At 30.7% G+C, this 20,471-nt stretch carries 20 protein-coding genes; 5 read left to right on the forward strand and 15 right to left on the reverse strand.

Annotation, left to right across the window (positions count from 1 at the left end):
• The gene (locus tag ACU4C5_RS06380; RefSeq protein ID WP_446846228.1) at window positions 1-384 is read left to right on the forward strand and encodes a TraR/DksA family transcriptional regulator; all 384 of its coding nucleotides are present in this window, start codon (window positions 1-3) and stop codon (window positions 382-384) included.
• Window positions 385-479: 95 nt separating this feature from the next.
• Here ACU4C5_RS06380 and ACU4C5_RS06385 read toward each other — a convergent pair whose 3' ends face one another.
• The 5 genes from ACU4C5_RS06385 to ACU4C5_RS06405 form a co-directional block, all read right to left on the reverse strand.
• Window positions 480-1,079: a DUF6705 family protein gene (locus ACU4C5_RS06385; protein WP_446846229.1), complete on the reverse strand. Its 600-nt coding sequence runs from the start codon at window positions 1,077-1,079 to the stop codon at window positions 480-482.
• Between the two features lie 90 nt (window positions 1,080-1,169).
• Window positions 1,170-1,472 (reverse strand): hypothetical protein, encoded by a 303-nt coding sequence (locus ACU4C5_RS06390; protein ID WP_446846230.1) that lies wholly within the window; start codon window positions 1,470-1,472, stop codon window positions 1,170-1,172.
• A gap of 86 nt (window positions 1,473-1,558) precedes the next feature.
• On the reverse strand, window positions 1,559-1,789 hold the full coding sequence (locus ACU4C5_RS06395; protein WP_446846231.1) for a hypothetical protein: 231 nt from the start codon (window positions 1,787-1,789) through the stop codon (window positions 1,559-1,561).
• Window positions 1,790-2,024: 235 nt separating this feature from the next.
• Window positions 2,025-2,657, reverse strand: coding sequence for a hypothetical protein (locus tag ACU4C5_RS06400; RefSeq protein WP_446846232.1), 633 nt, complete (start codon window positions 2,655-2,657; stop codon window positions 2,025-2,027).
• Entirely contained in the window at window positions 2,636-4,444 is a 1,809-nt protein-coding gene (locus ACU4C5_RS06405; protein ID WP_446846233.1) for a hypothetical protein, read from the reverse strand. Before ACU4C5_RS06405 ends, ACU4C5_RS06400 begins: the two co-directional genes overlap by 22 nt.
• Window positions 4,445-4,928: 484 nt before the next feature.
• Here ACU4C5_RS06405 and ACU4C5_RS06410 point away from each other — a divergent pair, with 484 nt between their 5' ends.
• Window positions 4,929-5,603, forward strand: coding sequence for a lipoprotein signal peptidase (locus tag ACU4C5_RS06410; RefSeq protein WP_446846234.1), 675 nt, complete (start codon window positions 4,929-4,931; stop codon window positions 5,601-5,603).
• Here ACU4C5_RS06410 and ACU4C5_RS06415 read toward each other — a convergent pair.
• From ACU4C5_RS06415 to ACU4C5_RS06430, 4 genes are read right to left on the reverse strand one after another with little or no spacing between them, the layout of a single operon-like run.
• Window positions 5,582-6,154: a 5-formyltetrahydrofolate cyclo-ligase gene (locus tag ACU4C5_RS06415; RefSeq protein ID WP_446846235.1), complete on the reverse strand. Its 573-nt coding sequence runs from the start codon at window positions 6,152-6,154 to the stop codon at window positions 5,582-5,584. The two genes, ACU4C5_RS06410 and ACU4C5_RS06415, sit on opposite strands and share 22 nt — an antisense overlap.
• Window positions 6,151-7,122, reverse strand: coding sequence for a succinylglutamate desuccinylase/aspartoacylase family protein (locus ACU4C5_RS06420; protein ID WP_446846236.1), 972 nt, complete (start codon window positions 7,120-7,122; stop codon window positions 6,151-6,153). The genes ACU4C5_RS06415 and ACU4C5_RS06420 overlap by 4 nt, the downstream gene beginning before the upstream one ends.
• Window positions 7,122-7,994, reverse strand: coding sequence for a 30S ribosomal protein S6--L-glutamate ligase (gene rimK, locus ACU4C5_RS06425; protein ID WP_446846237.1), 873 nt, complete (start codon window positions 7,992-7,994; stop codon window positions 7,122-7,124). Before rimK ends, ACU4C5_RS06420 begins: the two co-directional genes overlap by 1 nt.
• 2 nt (window positions 7,995-7,996) lie before the next feature.
• Complete coding sequence (locus tag ACU4C5_RS06430) at window positions 7,997-8,422, reverse strand: ATP-dependent zinc protease family protein (RefSeq protein WP_446846238.1); 426 nt, start codon at window positions 8,420-8,422, stop codon at window positions 7,997-7,999.
• Window positions 8,423-8,528: 106 nt separating this feature from the next.
• Between ACU4C5_RS06430 and uvrC the strand changes: the two genes are divergently transcribed.
• Together uvrC and ACU4C5_RS06440 are read left to right on the forward strand one after the other, a co-directional pair.
• Entirely contained in the window at window positions 8,529-10,322 is a 1,794-nt protein-coding gene (gene uvrC / locus ACU4C5_RS06435; RefSeq protein WP_446846239.1) for an excinuclease ABC subunit UvrC, read from the forward strand.
• Window positions 10,319-12,553, forward strand: a complete 2,235-nt coding sequence (locus tag ACU4C5_RS06440) for a patatin-like phospholipase family protein (protein ID WP_446846240.1) — start codon at window positions 10,319-10,321, stop codon at window positions 12,551-12,553. Before uvrC ends, ACU4C5_RS06440 begins: the two co-directional genes overlap by 4 nt.
• Window positions 12,554-12,557: 4 nt before the next feature.
• Here ACU4C5_RS06440 and ACU4C5_RS06445 read toward each other — a convergent pair whose 3' ends face one another.
• The 6 genes from ACU4C5_RS06445 to ACU4C5_RS06470 all read right to left on the reverse strand — a co-directional run bounded on the left by ACU4C5_RS06445 (window position 12,558) and on the right by ACU4C5_RS06470 (window position 18,621).
• On the reverse strand, window positions 12,558-15,254 hold the full coding sequence (locus tag ACU4C5_RS06445) for a TonB-dependent receptor (RefSeq protein WP_446846241.1): 2,697 nt from the start codon (window positions 15,252-15,254) through the stop codon (window positions 12,558-12,560).
• Window positions 15,238-15,957 carry a GLPGLI family protein gene (locus ACU4C5_RS06450; RefSeq protein WP_446846242.1) on the reverse strand — a complete coding sequence of 240 codons (720 nt, stop codon included), beginning with the start codon at window positions 15,955-15,957 and terminating at the stop codon, window positions 15,238-15,240. The genes ACU4C5_RS06445 and ACU4C5_RS06450 overlap by 17 nt, the downstream gene beginning before the upstream one ends.
• A 17-nt stretch (window positions 15,958-15,974) precedes the next feature.
• Complete coding sequence (locus ACU4C5_RS06455; RefSeq protein WP_446846243.1) at window positions 15,975-16,220, reverse strand: hypothetical protein; 246 nt, start codon at window positions 16,218-16,220, stop codon at window positions 15,975-15,977.
• Window positions 16,221-16,594: 374 nt separating this feature from the next.
• Entirely contained in the window at window positions 16,595-17,284 is a 690-nt protein-coding gene (locus ACU4C5_RS06460; protein WP_446846244.1) for a GLPGLI family protein, read from the reverse strand.
• Between the two features lie 8 nt (window positions 17,285-17,292).
• Window positions 17,293-17,529, reverse strand: coding sequence for a hypothetical protein (locus ACU4C5_RS06465; RefSeq protein ID WP_446846245.1), 237 nt, complete (start codon window positions 17,527-17,529; stop codon window positions 17,293-17,295).
• 372 nt (window positions 17,530-17,901) lie between these two features.
• Window positions 17,902-18,621 (reverse strand): GLPGLI family protein, encoded by a 720-nt coding sequence (locus ACU4C5_RS06470; RefSeq protein ID WP_446846246.1) that lies wholly within the window; start codon window positions 18,619-18,621, stop codon window positions 17,902-17,904.
• A 566-nt stretch (window positions 18,622-19,187) separates the two neighbouring features.
• On the opposite strand from ACU4C5_RS06470, the gene ACU4C5_RS06475 reads away from it, so the two are divergent.
• Window positions 19,188-20,348: a homogentisate 1,2-dioxygenase gene (locus ACU4C5_RS06475; protein WP_446846247.1), complete on the forward strand. Its 1,161-nt coding sequence runs from the start codon at window positions 19,188-19,190 to the stop codon at window positions 20,346-20,348.
• Window positions 20,349-20,471 lie beyond the last annotated feature (123 nt).

Here is a 20,471-nt window from a genome sequence, read left to right on the forward strand (position 1 = left end):
ATGGCATTAGATGCAACAAACAGATATTCAGATAAAGATCTAGAAGAGTTTAAATTACTACTTCAAGATAAAATTGATAAAGCTCAGCACGATTTAGAATTGATTAAAAGTGCTTATATGAACGATTTAAACAACGGTACAGATGATACATCACCAACGTTTAAAGCTTTTGAAGAGGGAAGTGAAACAATGAGTAAGGAAGCGAACTCACAGTTAGCTATACGTCAACAAAAATTTATTCGCGATTTAAAAAACGCGATTATTAGAGTTGAAAATAAAACCTATGGTATTTGTCGTGTTACAGGAAAATTAATTAATAAAGAACGTTTAAAGTTAGTGCCACACGCTACTTTAAGTATCGAAGCCAAAAACATACAAGCTTAAATTAAAGTTTATATATTAAAAAACGTCTTGCATTTGCAAGACGTTTTTTTTTGAGTTGAACTTAGAATATTAGATTTTTATACCTGTTGTAGATTTTACTGTTTTGTTAAAGTTATGTCTTTTGGTATTTTAAAAGGCCAAGGGTCTGAATCACTGTTAGGTAACCAAAAAATATCCCATTTTAGTTGAGGCGAACAACCAAAACCACAAGGTAAAAATTCTATAAATAGTTGTTGATGAGGAGTTCTGTCGTACGGAATATCTGTTGGTTCATTATAAAATAAAGACATTTTATTTACATTAAGAACTGATAAACCATTTGCGTCTTCTTGGTCAAGAAATGATGAACCAACAATGTTTAATTGTGCAGACAAACTATTATCTAAAAGTGTATCGTAAATAATAGTACCGTTTTCTGTGTACTTAAATTTGGCATAAATTTTATCATAAAAATCTCCAACACCATTTTTATCTTTAACACTTAAATAAAAGGTTACTATTAATTCTTTGTCTGCATCTTGATATTTCCAAGTTCCTAAAAATTTGTTTAAATCTCCATTAATATCTTTATAGTAGTAAGTTTTGTCTATATCCTCATCAATATTTGATGTTAACGGGACTATTACATCTTCTTGTGCATTGCTAAAAAAGACATTTGTAATTAGTAATAATAATGTTATAATATATGTTTTCATTTTTTTGTGTTTTCTCCTATTTTTCATATATAATGTATTTGATTTTACTGTTTAATTAATGTCATATTTGCAGGAATTAAGAATGCTTTACTAGTTTTTATCACAGTAGTTATTTTGAATACCTCTATGCACATAATGTTCCCAATACACTTCATATTTTAAATATTCTTTTTCATTAATTTTTTCAATAAAATATATTTTATCAAAGACATATCTTTTTGAAAACATATCTAATTTTATATATTCCTCTATTAAATAATCAAATTTGACTAAATCTAATTCATTAACATCTGTAGTAGAAATTTTTTCGGGATTTGTATCTTTAACTAAAAAAAGCTTTTCTCTACACATAGAAAAGACAATTTCTTTATTTGAATTTTCAGATTTCTTCATAACTCCAGTGTAAGTTGAAGTGCTTCGGTCTTGTCTTTCATTAGAATTATATTTTACACAATTCACTTGTTCATTCTCTTTAAAAATTAAATAAACAGTTTTTTTTCTTGAGCTTTAGGCTTTACACTAATGCTGTCATTAGCAAAATTTTTTAATTCTATATCTCCATATATATTAAAAGATTCATTTGGGTGAAAATATTTATTTTCAATTATTTTTTTTCCTTCTGAATTATAACCTTTAATTTTTTGGTTTTGACCATAAGAATAATTTAAGCTAGATAAGTTTAATATTATAATCAATAAAAATAGTTTCATGATATTAATTTATGTTGTTATAACAATAGAGTTTAAAACTACATGGTTTATGTTAAAAGCTTGATTATTGGTTCTATTAAATTTACAACGGTTGTGTATAAGAATAGTAGCGGATTTTGAAACGCAAAACTTTCTATTTATGACCCACTGTTAATATATAATAGCGACTTTGATTAAGTAACAAAGCCGCTATTATTTTTATACAATGTTATAGGCAGTATTTATTATTCTAATTTCAATAGTTTAATCTTTTTAATTTCCAAGATTCTAAAATACTATCAGCTTTTTTCTCACTTATTTTTTCCTCTTCTTTTTTCCAATATTCGGATTTTGGTTTATTTGAAGTAACTCCTTTGTCTTCAATTGGGAACTCATAAATATATTGCCAACCTTTACTAATGTTAAGACTGTCTTTAGTCCTGATATCAAATTCTTTATAATCTTCAAAAACATATCTGAGTTTTAAGGTCTCAAAAATATCTGTTTCTTCCATATAACCATATTTATAAAAACCACTCCTATATATGTCTTCTTCATATTGAGGTTTTCCATTATATCTATCCAATTTAGTGTGTTTTTCCCAAAATAGTGACTGTGTTTTAGGTGTTTTACCTCTGTTTTTCGGTTTTGTATAAGAGTCATAATAGATTTTATTTACCTTATCGAAAGTACTTGCACTTTTAAAATAGTAACTGTCTTTGTAAAATGTAGAATCAATGAGACGTAAACCCACTTCTTTTCGCAATTGATTCAGCTCTATTTTATAAGGGTAAGGCGCCTGTTCTTTTTCTGGTAAACAGCTATTTAAAAAGACTATTGTAACCAATAAAACAACGCTTAAAATTTTTAATTTACTATTTCTGTCCATATCCAAATTTGATTTATGGTTCCTCCAAGGGGAATTCCGTCGCCTCTATTCTTATTAGGAAATATTCTGTCATGATTACCATCTCCATCATTATCAATTCTTAACCTAGTTGCAGATTCCCATGTTGAGGGATTTGAAACTGAAAAAGTCAATGTGTAAGAACCATTTGGGTTTTGAGTTATCGCAATGTTTGTTCCGTAAGACCCTAAAAACGAAGTAGCTATATTGCTATTTGTCATACCGTCATAAAATTCAGTTTGCCCATAAACCCATGGGTTTGATACAGTAGGATCACTTAAGTCATTACTGTTTATCTTATCAATGGCTATTTGCCTAGCTTCATTAACACCTTCTTGTTGCTTCAAACTTATTGTTGTATTGTCATTTCCATCAAAAGTAATTGTATCCTGAGGATAATTTCCTAATTCAAATAACCAAATTCCAAATAAATCTAACCAATCTAGGGTTTGTGTATCTGTATCAAATGCTTCACCAGCTATTTCTCTAAACTCATTTACTATAGAGTTGATGTAGACTATTGACGACGGGTAAGTTTGAGTGATTATAGATAGTTTTTTGTATATTCTGTGTGTAAGTTCTGCTGTTGAAGTTACCCCACTTGCAACTGCATCTCTTAATAATTGTTTCCAATCTTCCTCAGAATAAAAATCTATTATGACGTTCGCAATTGCTGAGTTTTCCTCAGTACATCCATTAGTATTAATAAAATTTGCTAAATCTGATTTTTGACTTAGTGTTAACTGCGTTATTTCAGAAGAATACCCTATACAATCAATGATTGTATCATCATAGTCAAGAACCAAAGGAGTAATTATTTCAACAATACAACCTCCGTCAACACCAACTTGAATACAATCTTGAGATCCTTCTTGACCTGAACCATTTGAATTATCAGATCCTGTATTGTTAGAGTTACCAGTTGTATTTGGTGTTCCGTTACCACCACCGCTTGGTGAACCAGAAGGATTGCCAGTGTTTGGGGTACCTGGATTAGTATAAGAAGGTAAATTTGGTGTTACTGAACCACCAGCATCTGAACCATTATCAGCACCTGTGTCAATGCTTGTTACAAATCCTTGTGGACATCCAGCAGGTATCCATCCTGAAAAGGCTGAAGCTGGACCATCAGGGGTATCAATATTTGTAAATGTAGGTTTAATACAGCCATCACTCCCTTCTTGATAATATATGCCTGAGCTCCCTATTTGGATGATACGAGCATCAGTTCCTCTTGAAAGTGGCTGTATTGACATTTTGTTTTCAATGCCACTTGGTATAGTTCCATTTTTAATACTTTGCTTTTCTGTCTCGTTTAAATTATAGCTAACAATAGAAGATTTGTAAGACCCATCTAATTGTTTACTTAATATTAAGTTTTCTATCAAACCATTATCTTGACTTCTGTGAATAGCAAAAGTGTATGAGTCATAGTTACCGTATGTAATATGATATGCCTTTTCATCATTTATGTAAAAGTCATACTCTTCATTATAAACAGTTCTTGCTTGTGTATTAAAGTTATTAGTTAAAAGGGTGTTAGTTTTAGGTAATGTTTGTATTATTGAATTAACTTTTTTGTTATTAGATATTTGTGATTTAGTAATAAGGTCTCGTTTAAATTCTAGTTGAGAATTAGTTGTGTCTTTAGATAAATCATCGTCTTTTTGACAAGAGAGGTAAGACATCGAAACTCCAAAAAGCAGAATCACTAGCTTTAAATGGGTTTTAAATCGATGTTTTTGCATATGTACGAAATGTTTTTTCATGAAAAATGTTTATTTGTGTAGTTTGAGTATCACAGCCATTACGTTAAATAATTTTTTCATATTGTTCTTGTTTTAAAACCTAAATATTAGGTTGATTATTAATTAAAAATAACAAGGCTACAAGGTTAAAAATAAACTAGTACTAGTTTTAAAAAAGACGTCATTTTTTGGTGTCTTAAAAGAGTAAAAAGCCACCTTGTAAATAACCTAATACTAATTAAAGATATGCGAATCTAAAAAAAAAAAAAAACTAAAACCCAAAAAATAATAGCTTTTTTTTGTCTCAATCTGCTGTTTATGTGGTTTTTAGTGTTTTTTGGTGTGCTCGTAAACGATGTATGCTACAAACTACGGAAAAACCGTAATGGTGTAATTTTTTTTATTCATTATAAAATTGTGATATGCCATGTGCAATTAATAAGCGGAGCATAAACATTTAAAACATAAATAATATCATTATTTTAGCTGACTTCAAACGATACTTATGACTCTTAAAAAAGCGACTCTATTTATTATTCTTATTTTACTTATTGATCAAGTGAGTAAATTGTATATAAAAACACACTTTATTATTGGAGAGCGTGTGATTGTTTTTGATTGGTTTGAAATTGCCTTTGTTGAAAACGATGGTATGGCTTGGGGAACTAAACTAAGTGATTTTGCGTCTTTTATTTCAGATAGAGTTGCCAAACTTTGCTTAACCTTATTTCGTATTGTCGCTATTTTTGGAATTGGATATTGGCTAGTAAAATCTGTAAAGAAAAAAGCAGCAACCTCATTACTTATTGCTATTGTTTTAATATTTGCTGGTGCTTTAGGGAATATATTAGATTCAGTATTTTACGGCGTATTTTTTAGTAGTAGTGTACATGAATTAGCTACCTTTTTACCCGAAGCTGGAGGTTACGAATCTGTTTTTCATGGTAATGTAGTTGATATGTTACATTTTCCAATGTTTAGTGGTGTGTATCCAGAATGGTTACCATTTTTAGGCGGACAAACATTTAGTTTCTTTGATCCTGTATTTAATGTTGCAGATATGGCAATTAGTACCGGAATTGGGGTTTTAATAGTGTTTAATAAACAAGCTTTCCCTAAAGAAGAAGAAAGTGTTACTGTTGAAAATGAGGCTTTAAATCAAGCTTTAGAAAACGAATAAACCTTTTCTGGAGTTACACAATAATCTAACGGAATATCGCCTTCAAAAAGGTCCTCAATACTTGGTTCTGCTTCAAAAAAGGATAATCCTATTTTTAAAGTTTCGGGTGTACAATCGGCAAGAAAGGTATCATAAAATCCTTTACCATAACCTACACGATTTCCTTTAACATCAAAAGCTAATAAAGGTGCAAAAACAACTTGTATACTGCTATTTGCTATCGGAATACCATCTACAGGTTCTGGAATATTATAAGCGTTCTTTTTAATTACCGTACTATCTGTAAGTAAGAAATTTTGCAAAGTTCCGTTTGAAAAATCACTCTTCGAAATCACAATATGCTTATCTTTTCCCGAAAGGATATTCAATATAAAATCGGTATTCACTTCCTTGTGCTCTTCAATAGTTAAAAACAGGTGGTAAAACTGATAATCCCAAATTGGTAATTGTAATAATTGATTGGCAATTGCAATGCTAAAATCGTCCGCAGTATCTATAGATAAGGCCTTACGTTTTTCTTTGTAAGCGTGTCTTAATTCTGTTTTTGTCATTTCAATTTATTGGTAATATGAAACAATGCGTCTCCTTGATATACAATTGGAGATTCGTTAACGTTAATAATATATCCAGATAAAGCGGCTTTTACTAACTCGTTAAATTTCCCATAAGGATCTGTAATAGTTCCTATAATATCTCCTTTTTTTACTTTTGAACCTACATCGGCAGAGGCTTTAAATAAGCCTGAAAGACTAGCGCGTTGCCAACGGCTATCTAAAATATAAACCACTTCTTTTTTAGGTTGCGAAACTTTAAATTTTGAAGATAACATACCTAGATGATGTAGTACACGTTTGGCGCCATTAACACCAGTATTTGCAACATTAACATCAATATGAATAGATTTTCCACCTTCAAAAAGTAAAATAGATTTACCTAATTTACTACACGTACTTCTAAAAGATTTTTTTATATTTTTTGAATACAATACAAAAGGTGCTCCAAAAACTTTGGCAAGCTCATCAAGTTCAGGTAAACTCTTGTCAATTCGTATTTGTGGTGCGTTAAAACGTCCGGCACCACCGGTATGAAAATCCATAATATAATCTACATCAGGAATCACTTCATTCACCAATTTGTAGGCCACTCTACTTGCTAGAGATCCATTTAAAACCCCAGGGAAAACACGGTTTAGGTCTCTTCCGTCAGGAAATTCTCTACTTAAATTAATAAAGCCAAAAACATTAATTACAGGAATACAGATAATAGTACCACGTTTAGGTTTGTTAATACCTTTGGCTATAATTTGTCTTACAATTTCTACCCCATTTACTTCATCACCATGAATTCCTGCGGTAAAAAGTACTACTGGACCAGGTTTTTTTGCACGATGTATAATTACCGGAACATCAACGCTAGAGGAGGTGTGTAAATTGGCAACATCAAAACTAAGTTCACAACTTTGTCCTGGTTCAATTTCTTTTCCTAAAACCGTTATGGTGTTGTTTTTTGGGGTGTTCATTATTTATTTTTTTCTATAAATGATATTATTGAACGTGCAATATTTCGTCCAGTAGCTGCTTCAATACCTTCTAATCCTGGAGTAGAATTTACTTCTAATAAAAGAGGTCCTCTTGTTGATTGTAGCATATCAACTCCACAAACAGGAAGTTTTAATGCGCTAGCAGCATTCATAGCTAATTTTAATTCGTCATCAGATAGTTTGATGATTTCGGCACTTCCACCACGATGTAAGTTTGATCGAAATTCACCTTCTTTTCCTTGGCGTTTCATAGCGCCAACAACTTGTCCATCTACTACAAGAGCTCTTAAATCTGCACCTTTAGCTTCTTTAATAAATTCTTGTACAATTACACGCGCTTCAAGTCCGTTAAAGGCTTCTAAAACAGATTCGGCAGCATTTTTAGTTTCAGCAAGTACAACACCAAGTCCTTGAGTTCCTTCTAATAATTTAATAATTACTGGAACACCACCAACATGGTTTATCACTTCTTCAACATCTCTAGAATAGTTAGTGAATACAGTTTTAGGCATCCCAATTCCTGCTTTACTAAGGTGTTGTAAGCTTCGTAATTTGTCTCTTGAGCGTTGTATAGCATCCGATGTAACGATGGTAAATACATTCATCATTTCAAACTGTCTTACAACTGCGCAGCCGTAAAATGTAACTGATGCTCCAATTCTTGGAATAATAGCATCTACATAATCTAGGTATCTATCTTTGTAGTAGATAGTTGGTTTTTCTTTTTCAATAATAATGTCGCATTTTAAAGGATCAATAACTTCCATTTTGTGACCTCTTTTTTCACCTTCTTCAATAAGACGTTGTGTAGAGTACAAATGCGCATTTCTAGATAAAATTACAATATTCATAATTAGTGTTGTGTGTTATTATATGATACATTTTGCTGATTCACATCAACTATAAATTTTTTGCTTAAAAACTGTCGCCCAATAAGGACAGGGAATTTCATGTCTGCTCTGGTGCTTAAAGTTAGGTTAATCTTATAAGTTTTACCAAAAAAAATAACTTCCGATTTTATTTTAAATCTATTTTCTTTAAACCCATTACTACTTTTTACGTCAGTTTTTGAGTACTCGTTAAATATAACATTTTCGGCATTAAAATTTGCATGTCCTTCACTGTAAAAGGTGCAAATTAAGGTGTTATCTTTTTCTACGATTTCAGAACAATGTATGGCAGATGTGTAAGCGCCGGTATCTATCTTAACATCTATATTGTTTAAATTGAGTTTTGGAAAGCTTACTTTGTCTTCTCTCCCTATAATTTTTTTTTCCATTAATTTAATTAAAAAAGTGGCGCAATGTAATCAATTAGTCGATTGAAAAAATTTATTTTCTATTAAATTTTAAAGGTTGAAAATTAAAATAATTACCTTTGAGCTAATGAGCCAAACGTCCCTAGAAATTCAGTTAAAAACACTCCCTAATGAACCAGGAGTATATCAGTATTATGATGCTGAAGGTACCATTTTATACGTTGGTAAGGCAAAGAATTTAAAAAAACGTGTGAGTTCATACTTCACAAAACAGCACGATAATGGGAAAACGCGCGTATTAGTAAAGAAAATTGTAGATATTAAACATATTGTTGTAGCTACAGAGACCGATGCGCTTTTACTTGAAAACAACCTTATCAAAAAATACCAACCCAGATACAACGTACTATTAAAGGACGATAAAACGTACCCGTGGATTTGTATTAAAAAAGAACGTTTTCCAAGAGTATTTAGTACCAGACGTGTTATTAAAGATGGTTCGGATTATTTTGGACCATATACCAGTAAGAAAACGGTAGCTATTTTACTAGATTTAATAAAAGGATTGTTTCAATTACGAACTTGTAATTTTGATTTATCTGAACATAAAATTCAATCTGGGAAATACAAAGTATGTTTAGAATATCATTTAGGAAACTGTAAAGGACCTTGTGATGATAATGAAAGTGAAGAAGAATATCAGGAAAATATTTTGGCGATAAAAGAGATTTTAAAAGGAAACTTTAAAGATTCGTTATCGCAATTTAAGCAGCAGATGAGAGATTTTGCAGCTAATATGGAATTTGAAGAAGCACAAAAGATTAAAGAAAAAATTGAAGTTTTAGAAAACTACCAATCTAAATCTACCATTATCAATCCAAAAATTAGTAATGTAGATGTGTTTAGTATTGTAAGTGACGACAGTTTTGGATATGTCAATTTTTTACAATTATCTTACGGTTCAATTATTAGATCTCATACTTTAGAAATTAAGAAAAAGCTAGACGAAAGCGATCAAACCTTATTAGAACTTGCTATTACCGAGTTACGCCAACGTTTTAACTCAAATTCAAAAGAAATTTTTGTCCCTTTTAAAGTTGATATTGGTGAAGATTTAAAAGTGCTTGTACCACAATTGGGTGATAAAAAACGCATTTTAGATCTCTCCATTCGAAATGCAAAATATTACAGAATGGAGCGTTTTAAGCAAGTAAAAATTACCGATCCCGATAGACATGCCAACCGTATTATGGCGCAAATGAAAATTGATTTGCAATTGGGAGAAGAACCACGTCATATTGAATGTTTTGATAACTCCAATATACAAGGAACAAACCCTGTGGCAGCTTGTGTGGTATTTAAAAACGGTAAACCAAGTAAAAAAGAGTATCGTAATTTTAATATAAAAACCGTTGTTGGACCAGATGATTTTGCCTCAATGGAAGAAGTTGTTTATCGTCGTTACAAACGTTTGGTTGAAGAGAATCAACCTTTACCACAACTGATAATTATTGATGGAGGAAAAGGGCAATTATCATCAGCTTTAAAAAGTTTAGATGATTTAAACCTTCGGAATAAAATAGCAATTATAGGAATTGCAAAACGTTTGGAAGAATTATTCTATCCAGACGATCCAATTCCCTTATATTTAGATAAAAAAAGCGAAACATTAAAAGTGATTCAGCATTTACGAAACGAAGCCCACCGTTTTGGAATTGAACATCACCGTAACCGACGTAGTAAAGGCGCTTTAAACTCGGAGTTGGAAACAATTCCTGGAATTGGCGAAAAAACAATTTTAGAATTAATGACGCATTTTAAATCTGTAAAACGGATTTCGGAAGCTAAAAAAACAGAATTGGAAGCCGTTGTTGGTGTTTCGAGAGCTAAAAAAATAATTGATTTTTACAAAACAAAATGAAAAAACTACTCTACCTATTTTTCTTTGTTATTATAAGTTATACCTCTTATGCCCAAGAAAACCCACCTAAAAAAGACCAAAAAATTGGTTTAGTATTAAGTGGAGGAGGTGCCAAAGGTTTTGCTCATATAGGTGTTTTAAAAGTGATTGATAGCCTTGGGGTAAAGGTTGATTATATTGCTGGTACAAGTATGGGGGCTATTATTGGATCGCTTTACGCATCTGGTTATAGCGGAAATCAATTAGATTCTATCTTTAAAAGTTTAAATTTTGATGATGTCATTAGTGATAATTTACCACGCGAGGCTAAAACATTTTATGAGCGTGATAATTCAGAAAAATATGCGATAACCTTACCTTTTGATGATTTTAAATTAAAGTTGCCTTCAGCAATTTCTAAAGGTCAAAACATCTATAATTTACTCACTTATTTAACTTTAAATGTTAGTGAAATAGAAGATTTTAGCAAACTACCTATTCCGTTTTTTTGTATTGCTACCGATGTTGAAACGGGGAAACCTGTGTTTTTAGATCATGGTAATTTGGCGGAATCTGTAACAGCTAGTGGTGCTTTTCCTTCTTTATTTCAACCTGTAAATATTGATGGGAAACTTTTAATTGATGGCGGTGTGGTTAATAACTACCCTATTGATGAGCTTAGAGCAAAAGGCATGGATGTAATTATTGGTGTTGATGTGCAATCTGGATTGGCAACTCGTAAAGAACTGACTTCTGCACCAGATGTATTGCTGCAAATTAATAACTATCGTACGGTTAAGGATATGCAAAAGAAATCTAAAAAAACGGATATTTATATTAAGCCAGATATTAAAGATTTTTCTGTAATTTCATTTAATGAAGGACGTCATATTGTTAATAATGGAGAATTAGCAGCCTTATCTAAAGTTGAAGATTTAAAAGCCATAGCAAATAAAACAGGAACTCATACTGTTATACGTAAAAGTATTATGCCAGCAGATAGTATTGCGATAAAAAACATACATATTAAAGGTAATGATCGCTATTCTAGAGCTTATGTATTAGGAAAATTGAAGTTGAAAAGCAATAGTGTTGTGAGTTATGAAGATTTTAATAGTGGTGTAAACAATCTAGTTGCTACAAATAATTTTGATAACTTTAAATACAAATTTAAAAAAGCAGATGGTGGTTATGATCTTTTTGCTTCGGTAAGGGAAACTGCAGCAACTACATTTTTAAAATTAGGTATTCATTATGATGATTTATATAAAAGTGGTGCTTTAGTAAATGTGACTAAAAAACGTGTGCTTTTTGGTGATGATACGGCATCTTTAGATGTGATTTTAGGTGATAATGTGCGTTATAATTTTGAATATTACATTGATAAAGGTTTTTATTGGAGTATAGGAATACGTTCACGATTTAATCAGTTTCATAAAAGTGTTAGTGCTAAATTATTTTTAACGCAAGTTGAGCAGGATTTAACGGGTTTTAATAAGGTTGATGCCGAAGTGCAAGATCAAACTAATCAATTTTATGTACAAACTTTACTAAAAAAAGATGTTGCTTTTACGCTAGGGGCAGAGCATAAACGTTTAGAAATAAAATCGGAAACACTTATTAATGAGCTTAATGAAGATGAAGATGTTGTTTTTGAAGGTACAGATTATTTTAGTGTTTATAGTACTATTAAATTAGATACTTACGATAATAAATATTATCCTAAATCAGGGATGTATTTTAATGGTGATTTTCATTGGTATTTACAAGCATCAAAATTTAATAGAGAATTCAGACCTTTTTCAATAGCGAAAGCAGATATAGGTTACGCTTTTAGTTTTTCGGATAAATTTGCAATGAATTTACTTACACAAGGAGGATTTAAATTAGGAGATAACTCCACTACCACATTAGATTTTTCACTTGGAGGTTATGGTAATAATTTTATAAATAACTTTATTTCTTTTTATGGTTATGATAGTATCTCGCTTATTGGAAATAGCTTTGTAAAAGGAACTATTACTGCCGATTATGAGGTTTTTAAAAAGCAACATATTACCGCAGCAGCAAACTTTGCAAATATTGATAATAATATTTTTGAAGAAGGTGAGTGGTTTAAAGTTCCAGATTACACAGGTTACGCTTTAGGTTATGCTGTTGAAACTTTTATTGGTCCGGTGGAAGCAAAATACACCTGGTCTCCAGAAACTAATAAAGGTATTTGGTTTTTTAATTTAGGGTTTTGGTTTTAAGCTCTTAGAGTTTATAAGCAACTTTAAACATGATAATTCTTGGTAAAATATAGGTTTTATTATCGCTAATTAAAAAACTGCTAAAGCTATTTTGTTGTTTAAAAGTAACATTAAATAAGTTTGTAGCATTCACTTCAAAACCCCACGGGCTATCTTCTACTTGATAAAATAATGAGGCATTTGCAGTGTCAAATTTATTAGTTACTGCGGTTGTTTTGTTGATATAAGTATCAAAACTATAATCGGCTTTTATTATAAAATGTTTTAAAAAATCATATTCAAGATCTATAAATAATTTATCGTTTTCAAATTTTGTGATCCCGTTCGTTGCGCTGTAGTTATTAAAGCTTTTTGTGTAGCCAATTTCTACATTTGGATGTTCTTTAAAAGAGGTTTCCATGCTAAATGTAGATGAAATATTTTTTGAAATATTTAAGTTAGTTTCCTCATTTAAAATTTGATAAAAGTCATTATAACTAAATCTGCTGCTTAAATTATATTTAATTTTATGAATTTTCTTTGAAATTCTTCCATTTAAACTCCAATTGTTTTCAGGTAAGTTAAATAGTATTGGTGTGCTGTATTGATCAATACCTTGTAATACAGTAGTGTTTTTAAAAGATTTTGTTTTTCGTCTGTAACTGGTGCTAAAATTAAGATTTAAGTTTTTATATATACTGAATTTATAATAACTCAATCTCGCCGAATGATATAATTGATTATCTAATTCACTATTCCCTTTATACACACCATTAAAACCAGAAAGTACAAAATTATTTGCTAACCTGTTAATCCCCGAAAAACTAGCTTCTAAATCATAATTAAAACTTAGTTTTTCGCTACTACTAAACTCGGTATCAACCGTGAATTTTGGTAAGATTAAGGTTTTGTTATAAGTATTTTTTTCTGTTTGTTGTGCGGTTGACCAGTTGTAAAACTGTGCATATACCATAGGTTTAAATGTGGTAATTCCTATTTGAAATTTATACTCTAAGCCTAAATAGGTGTTTATAAAATTGTAGTTAAAATCGTTACCAAAACCTGCCGAATTAAAGTTGTTAATACTCCCATCACTATGTTGTTGTAGGTCTTCGGTTTTAAAATTTGTAAATGATGAATTGACTCCAAAACTAGTATACAAATGATTAAAATTATTAATGACCCAATACTCCTTTATTGCCGCATTTACCGTGTGTGATTTGGTGGTTTTGGTTTGTAAAATATTGTAAATGGCATCATTTTCTAAAGGAATTAAACCTTGTAAAATTTGCTGATTGGTTAACCATTCGGTAATAGGCTTGTCGTTTTGGTAATTATAATTAGCTTCTAAAGTTGCGGTGTGTTTTTTAGAGAGTTTTCTGCTGTATTTTATATGTTGTTTAAGGTTAAGTCCTTTAATATCATTAATGGTGGTAATAGCATTGTTTTGTGCTGTACTTAATGTTGAAATAAGTCCGTTTGAGTTGTTGTTAGTCAATTTTATAAAACTATTATAAGCAAAATCTTCTTCAAGCGTTGGATCGTAATCAATAGTGAATTTCCCTATGGTAAAAAAGTTGTTTATGGTATTGGTGTTTGTTCTATTTTCAATAAAAGGCGTGTCATTTATATACTCGTTTATAGTATTGCTTTCTGTAGTTGTTTTACTGTTTGAAGTGATAATATATCCGCTAATATCGGTGTGTTTATTAATAGATTGCCTAATGTTTAATGCTCCAAATTGATTAATATTTGAAGTGTAATCTTGATTAATTAAATAGCGTGCAAAATCACTATTATAAAGATCAAAATAAGCTCCTGGATCTTTAAATAGTTGACCAAAACCACCTTCAAATTCTATATAATCATTAAACGAAAAGCTTTTTATACCCTGGTTGTTAAGATCGCCAATAAAATTGACATTAGTTTTTGGGCTGTAATAAAATAAATTAGGATGTATAAGATAGCGGTCTTTAATCCCTGCACCAACTTCAATATCACCAAAAGCAAATTGCTTTTTGTCTTCTTTTAGTTTGATATTCATTGCCATATCTTCGTTGTCCTCCAAACCTTTTAACATGGTGGTTTCGTTGTAATTATCTAATATTTCAACTTTATCTACTGCATCGGCAGGAATATTATTAACGGCTAGTTTACTATTTCCTGTAAAAAAGGTTTTATTTTCTACTAAAACTTTGGTTATTTTTTTTCCATTTGAGGTAACGTTACCCGCTTTATCGACTTCTACACCAGGTAGTTTTTTTAGGATTTCTCGTAGTTTACGTTCTTCACCTGTTACAAATTTGCTAACATCGTAGGTAGTAGTATCTTTTTTTACGGTAATTGGAGGTGTGTAGTTAAGTGTAACCTCGTCTAGTTGGTTTGGGTTTTCTGCAAGTATAAAGTTTTTTGTAATATTTTGGTCTGTAGTGTTAAGCTGTATCTCTTGAGATGTGTAGCCTAAATAACTTACGGTAATATTGTAAGTTTGGTGCTTTGCTAAACCTAGTTTATAGTTCCCATTTTCTATGGTAACAGCAAACCGAATATCTTGGTCGTTACTAGTTGGTATTGCTAAAATATTGGCATAAGCTAAAGGTGCTTTTAAACTATCAGAAACCGTACCCGATACCAAAATATTTTGCGCGTATGATGAAAACCCTACTAAAAGTAGTAGAGTTTTTAAAGTTAATAGTGTTGTTTTTTTAATGACCTGACTCAATACGTTCTCCAATTTTAAGAAATTCTTGATAAGTTATTTTTTTACCTTTTGTTGGTTTTTTAATTTCAGTTTCTAAGGCGTTAATATCTATTTTACGAGCCACGTAAAGTTTATTTTTTTCTTGCAGCTCTAAAATTAGCCCAGGAAGCCCATTATATCCTGCAGGTCCAATTTGTAAAGGGATTTGTGGGGTGTACCAAGCTACTACTTTTCGTTTAAAAACCCCTACCGAATTTTTGATTTCTTTAATAGTAGTGGCTTTGTAGCAGGTATAGTTTTCAATTTTTTTACTTTCTTTAGTTAAAGTCCATTTATAGTTTTCATGGTCTGTAATAATAAAAAATTCACCATAAGATTCGGTTTGGTATATGTTTTCTTTGGTTGAGGTATTATAATAGTATATTTCATACCCACCAAGAAGACCTATTGAAAATTTTAAATTATTATCTTCTTCTAAAGATTCTGTGATTTTAAAAACTGATTCGGTGTTATTAAAACTTAACTCAAAATCTATAAAATCATTATTGATTATAATATCATTTAGAAATTGAATACTGCTACTTTTTGTATCATTATCCATAGGTTTAATGATTTTACTTTTATAAGTAATAACACCTTCTCTTTTTTGAGCAAAGATCTGTGTGCTAAAAGTAATGAGTATTACTAAGAGTGTTTGTTTTATAGATTTTGAGTTGTTTATCATAAAATGGCTGTTAAAAATTAATTTGCTTTATCTGATATAGTATCTTTCTTAGTTTCTAGCTTCCCTTCTTTTTCACATAGTTTTTCTACAATGCCAGATATAAGATATGCCTCTGCATGGGAATACCCTTCTTCTAGTAAAGCACAGTGAACATTTAAAGCACGTATCTCACATTTTGTAAGTTCTTGTTCTGCGTTTTTAGCATTCAATACATTTGTACTCATAAACAGCATCACAGCCATTACACTAAATAATTTTTTCATAATGTTCTTGTTTTAAAACCTAAATATTAGGTTGGTTATTAATTAAAAATAACAAGGTGTGAAAATAACAAGGTTACAAGGTTAAAATAAACTAGTACTAGTTTTAAAAAGACGTCAATTTGGTATCTAAAAAAAATAAAAAGCCACCTTGTAAATAACTTAATACTAATTAAAGATAGGCTAATCTAAAAAAAAAAAAAAAAACTAGACACCAAATTTTTTAACAAGTATTTTTTTGTGTAATGTGGTGTTTGTGCGGTTTTTACTGTTTTTTGTGTTTCTCGCAAGTGATGTATCCTAGAGACTACGGAAAAACCGTAATTGTGTTTTTTTTGTGCTTGTAGGTGGATTTTTACAAGAAAATAGGTTGTTTTTTAAAAGCCAATATCACTAGCAAACTCGCTTAGTTTTTTATTAAATGCTTCTTCACTTATTTTAATTCCTTTTTCGGGTTTTTGTATATTTTGTATTTCGGTAGGATTTAAAGACACATGCGATGCAAAAATTCTAATATCGCCCATAATAACCTCAAGAATCATACCTGGTAAACCATTGTAAGTTTTAGGTCCAAAAGGCACAGGAATTTCTGGAGTATACCATGCAGTTATAGGTGATTTAAGGTTTTGTATAGCTTTATAGCAAGTGTAGTTTCCTATTTTTTTTGTTTCGTTTAGTAATTTCCAATCAGGTAAATTGTAAGATATTAAATATAAGTCGCCAAGCATATGTTTTTGCACTTCTGTTTTTTTATCATCTCTGTGATAATAAAAAATACCATCACCACCTCCAAACGATTTTAAAAAACTTATTTGCAAGGCGTTTTCTGTATCAGATGCCATTTTTTTAGTGCCTTTATGTTGATAAAGTGAGGCTTTGTTGGTAAAGTTTAATTTAAAGTAAGCCTCTTTGGTAAGTAGGTCTTGTAGCTTTTTGTTTTTTGAAACCTTTAAAGTGTCTGGTGCTAATGTCGATACTATAGTGTATTCAACAAAACCCGATATCGGGTTTTGTGAATACATAGTAATTGAGCTAACTAATATAATTATGTAAAAAATGTTTTTCATAGAAAATATTAATCATTAAGGCAATCTAAATAAATATCATGATAGAATTCCATCATTAAGTTGAAGTGTTGACCTTCTCTACTGATGTCTAAATTATATGTTTGAGCAGCATTTAAAATAATATTCCTAGAATATTGAGCACAATCAGATGCTTTTCCATACTCCTCTTGTTCCATGGCAGGAGACATACTTGTTAAACTTCCTACAAACAGCATCACAGCCATTACATTAAATAATTTTTTCATAATGTTTTGTTTTAAAACCTAAATATTAGGTTGGTTATTAATTAAAAATAACAAGGTGTGAAAATAACAAGGTTACAAGGTTAAAATAAACTAGTACTAGTTTTAAAAAGACGTCAATTTGGTATCTAAAAAAAATAAAAAGCCACCTTGTAAATAACCTAATGCTAATTAAAGATAGGCTAATCTAAAAAAAAAAAAAAAACTAAACTCCAAAAAATATAAGTACTTTTTTTTGGTCGCAATCTACTGTTTATGCGTATTTTAGTGTTTTTTGATGTCCTCGCAAGTGATGTATCCTAGAGACTACGGAAAAACCGTAACGACAAATTTTTTTTGTGTTTGTAGGAGGAGTTTTACAAGAAAATATGTTATTTAGTTTTGTGTGTTTAAATACATTTTTTTTGCTAATGTGTCGTATTCGTCTTTAGTTATTAACTTTCCTTCTTTTGGAGGTGTAATTGTTGCATCTTCATCACTTAGTGTGATTTTGGTCGCGTAGTAAGTGAGTTTCTTATTTGAAAACTCTAAAACCAAACCGGGTAATCCAACGGCATCTAGTGGGCCAAAATTAAAGTTTAGCTGGGGGCAATACCAAGCCGTATAATGTAGTTTTATGAATTTTTGTTCTTGTTCTTTCCAAAAATCAATAGTAATAGACGCTTTGTAGCAAGTGTAATTATTTATTTTTTTAGAGATATTACTTAATGTCCATTGTTTTGTTTTATAATTGCTTTTTAGCCTTATTTCTTCTCCAAAAGGAGAGAATTTTTCTATAATTTCTTTTTTATTAGAGTCAACATAAAACACTTTGTCAGATTTTGTAACTAATAAAGCCAAATGTCTGTAATAATCGTTTTTACTGTCATTAAGTAACTCTTTTTTAATTCCAAAAGAAGAAGAGGTTCTATTAAAGTTTAAAATGAGTTCTATATTACCAACCTCTTTATTAATGGATAATAATGGTTCTCGTAAGTCGTTGCTTGTTAAAGTATTATTATTGTTTTGTATATGATATGTAACTGTCCCCGATTTAATTTGTGAAAAGCTTAAATTTATGAATAGTAATAGTGAAATGGATAAGAGGTTTTTCATATTAAAAAGATGAGTAATAAAATTGTAATTGATTTCATTTATTTCAAATAATATACAGACTAATCTATAAATAAAATTTATAAAAATTTAATTTTTAGTTAGTTATGTTGTCGTTTTTTTCTCGTAATTAATTTTTAACTCAAAAAAACCACTCTATTTTTTTTATTGAAATTTATTCCGATATTTGTAACTCTATGAAACTATTTTGGACAGATTTATTATCCTTTCTTCAATTTCTTATAAAAAGAAATCCAGAGTAGTACGCATATTTTGTACCTTTATAATAAGATAATCGTGTTTACGTGTTAATAATGAGAAGGTTTAAAATATAAGTTTCAATTCCTTTTTTGTATTTTCAAGACAAACAAAACAAGGTATCAGTATAAAAATGCTAATTATCAGTTTGAGTAAATTCAATATTTAATTCTCGCAGTAACATAATAATTTAAAACTCTAGCAACATTAACATTAAGTTGTTAATTAAAGCAGAGTTCAATTATTAGTTCGAGCAGAATCGAGAACTCAAAAACAAAACAACGTTTAACAACCTTAAAATAGTAAAGCCAATGCCATTTTATCATAAACTAGGGAAAATTCCACCTAAACGCCACACGCAGTTTAGAAAACCAGATGGAAGCCTTTACAGTGAGCAGCTTTTTGGAACCATAGGTTTTGATGGGATGTCTACAAACTCCTATCACGAGCAACGCCCAACACAAGTAAAAGAAATAAAAAAGCAATACAGCGTAAAACCTAAAATTGCTAAAGAAAACAGTATACAATCCTACCGTTTAAAAGGATTTCAAGTACCACCAGAAAACGACTATCTAGAGAGTCGTAAAACCGTACTTACCAATAGCGATTGTAGTATAATTTTGGCAGCACCAAAAGAATCTACAAGAGAGTATTTTTATAAAAATACAGATGCCGATGAACTTATTTTTGTTCATAAAGGCACAGGGAAACTCCGCACAATGTTAGGGAATCTCGACTTTAAATACGGAGATTATCTGGTTGTACCACGCGGAATTATTTATAAAATGGATTTCGACACCCAAGACAATCGTCTATTTATTGTCGAGTCGCGTCACCCAATATATACACCAAAACGATACCGTAACTGGTTTGGGCAACTGTTAGAACATTCACCATTCTGCGAACGCGATCTTCGTCAGCCACAAGAACTAGAAACTCATAACGAAACAGGTGATTTTTTAATAAAAGTAAAAAAACAAGACGATATTTTCGAAATGGTTTACGCCTCACATCCCTTTGATGTTGTAGGATACGACGGTTACAACTATCCGTACGCCTTTTCAATTCACGATTTCGAGCCCATCACCGGACGCATCCACCAACCGCCACCAGTACACCAAACTTTTGAAACTGCAGCCTTTGTAATTTGCAGTTTCGTACCACGCCTTTACGACTACCATCCAAACGGTATTCCAGCACCATATAATCACAGTAATATTGATTCAGATGAGGTGTTGTACTACGTTGATGGCGATTTTATGAGTCGTAACGATATTGATCAAGGACACATCTCATTACACCCCGCCGGAATTCCTCACGGTCCACACCCGGGAGCAACCGAGCGCAGTTTAGGTAAAGAAAAAACCGATGAACTTGCCGTAATGGTAGATACGTTTAAACCACTAAAAGTAACCGAAGAAGCCATGAAAATTGCCGATGAAGATTACTATAAATCTTGGTTAGAACATTAATTATTAGAAGCCAATCCTGCTGTACACTATATCTTTTTTCAAAAACAAAAAAAAGGATGTCGTTTCCATCAGGGCTAAACATACTTGCTAGCAAATAGCACAATCAAAATACAATTAAACACA

Source organism: Lacinutrix undariae (genome assembly GCF_052934785.1).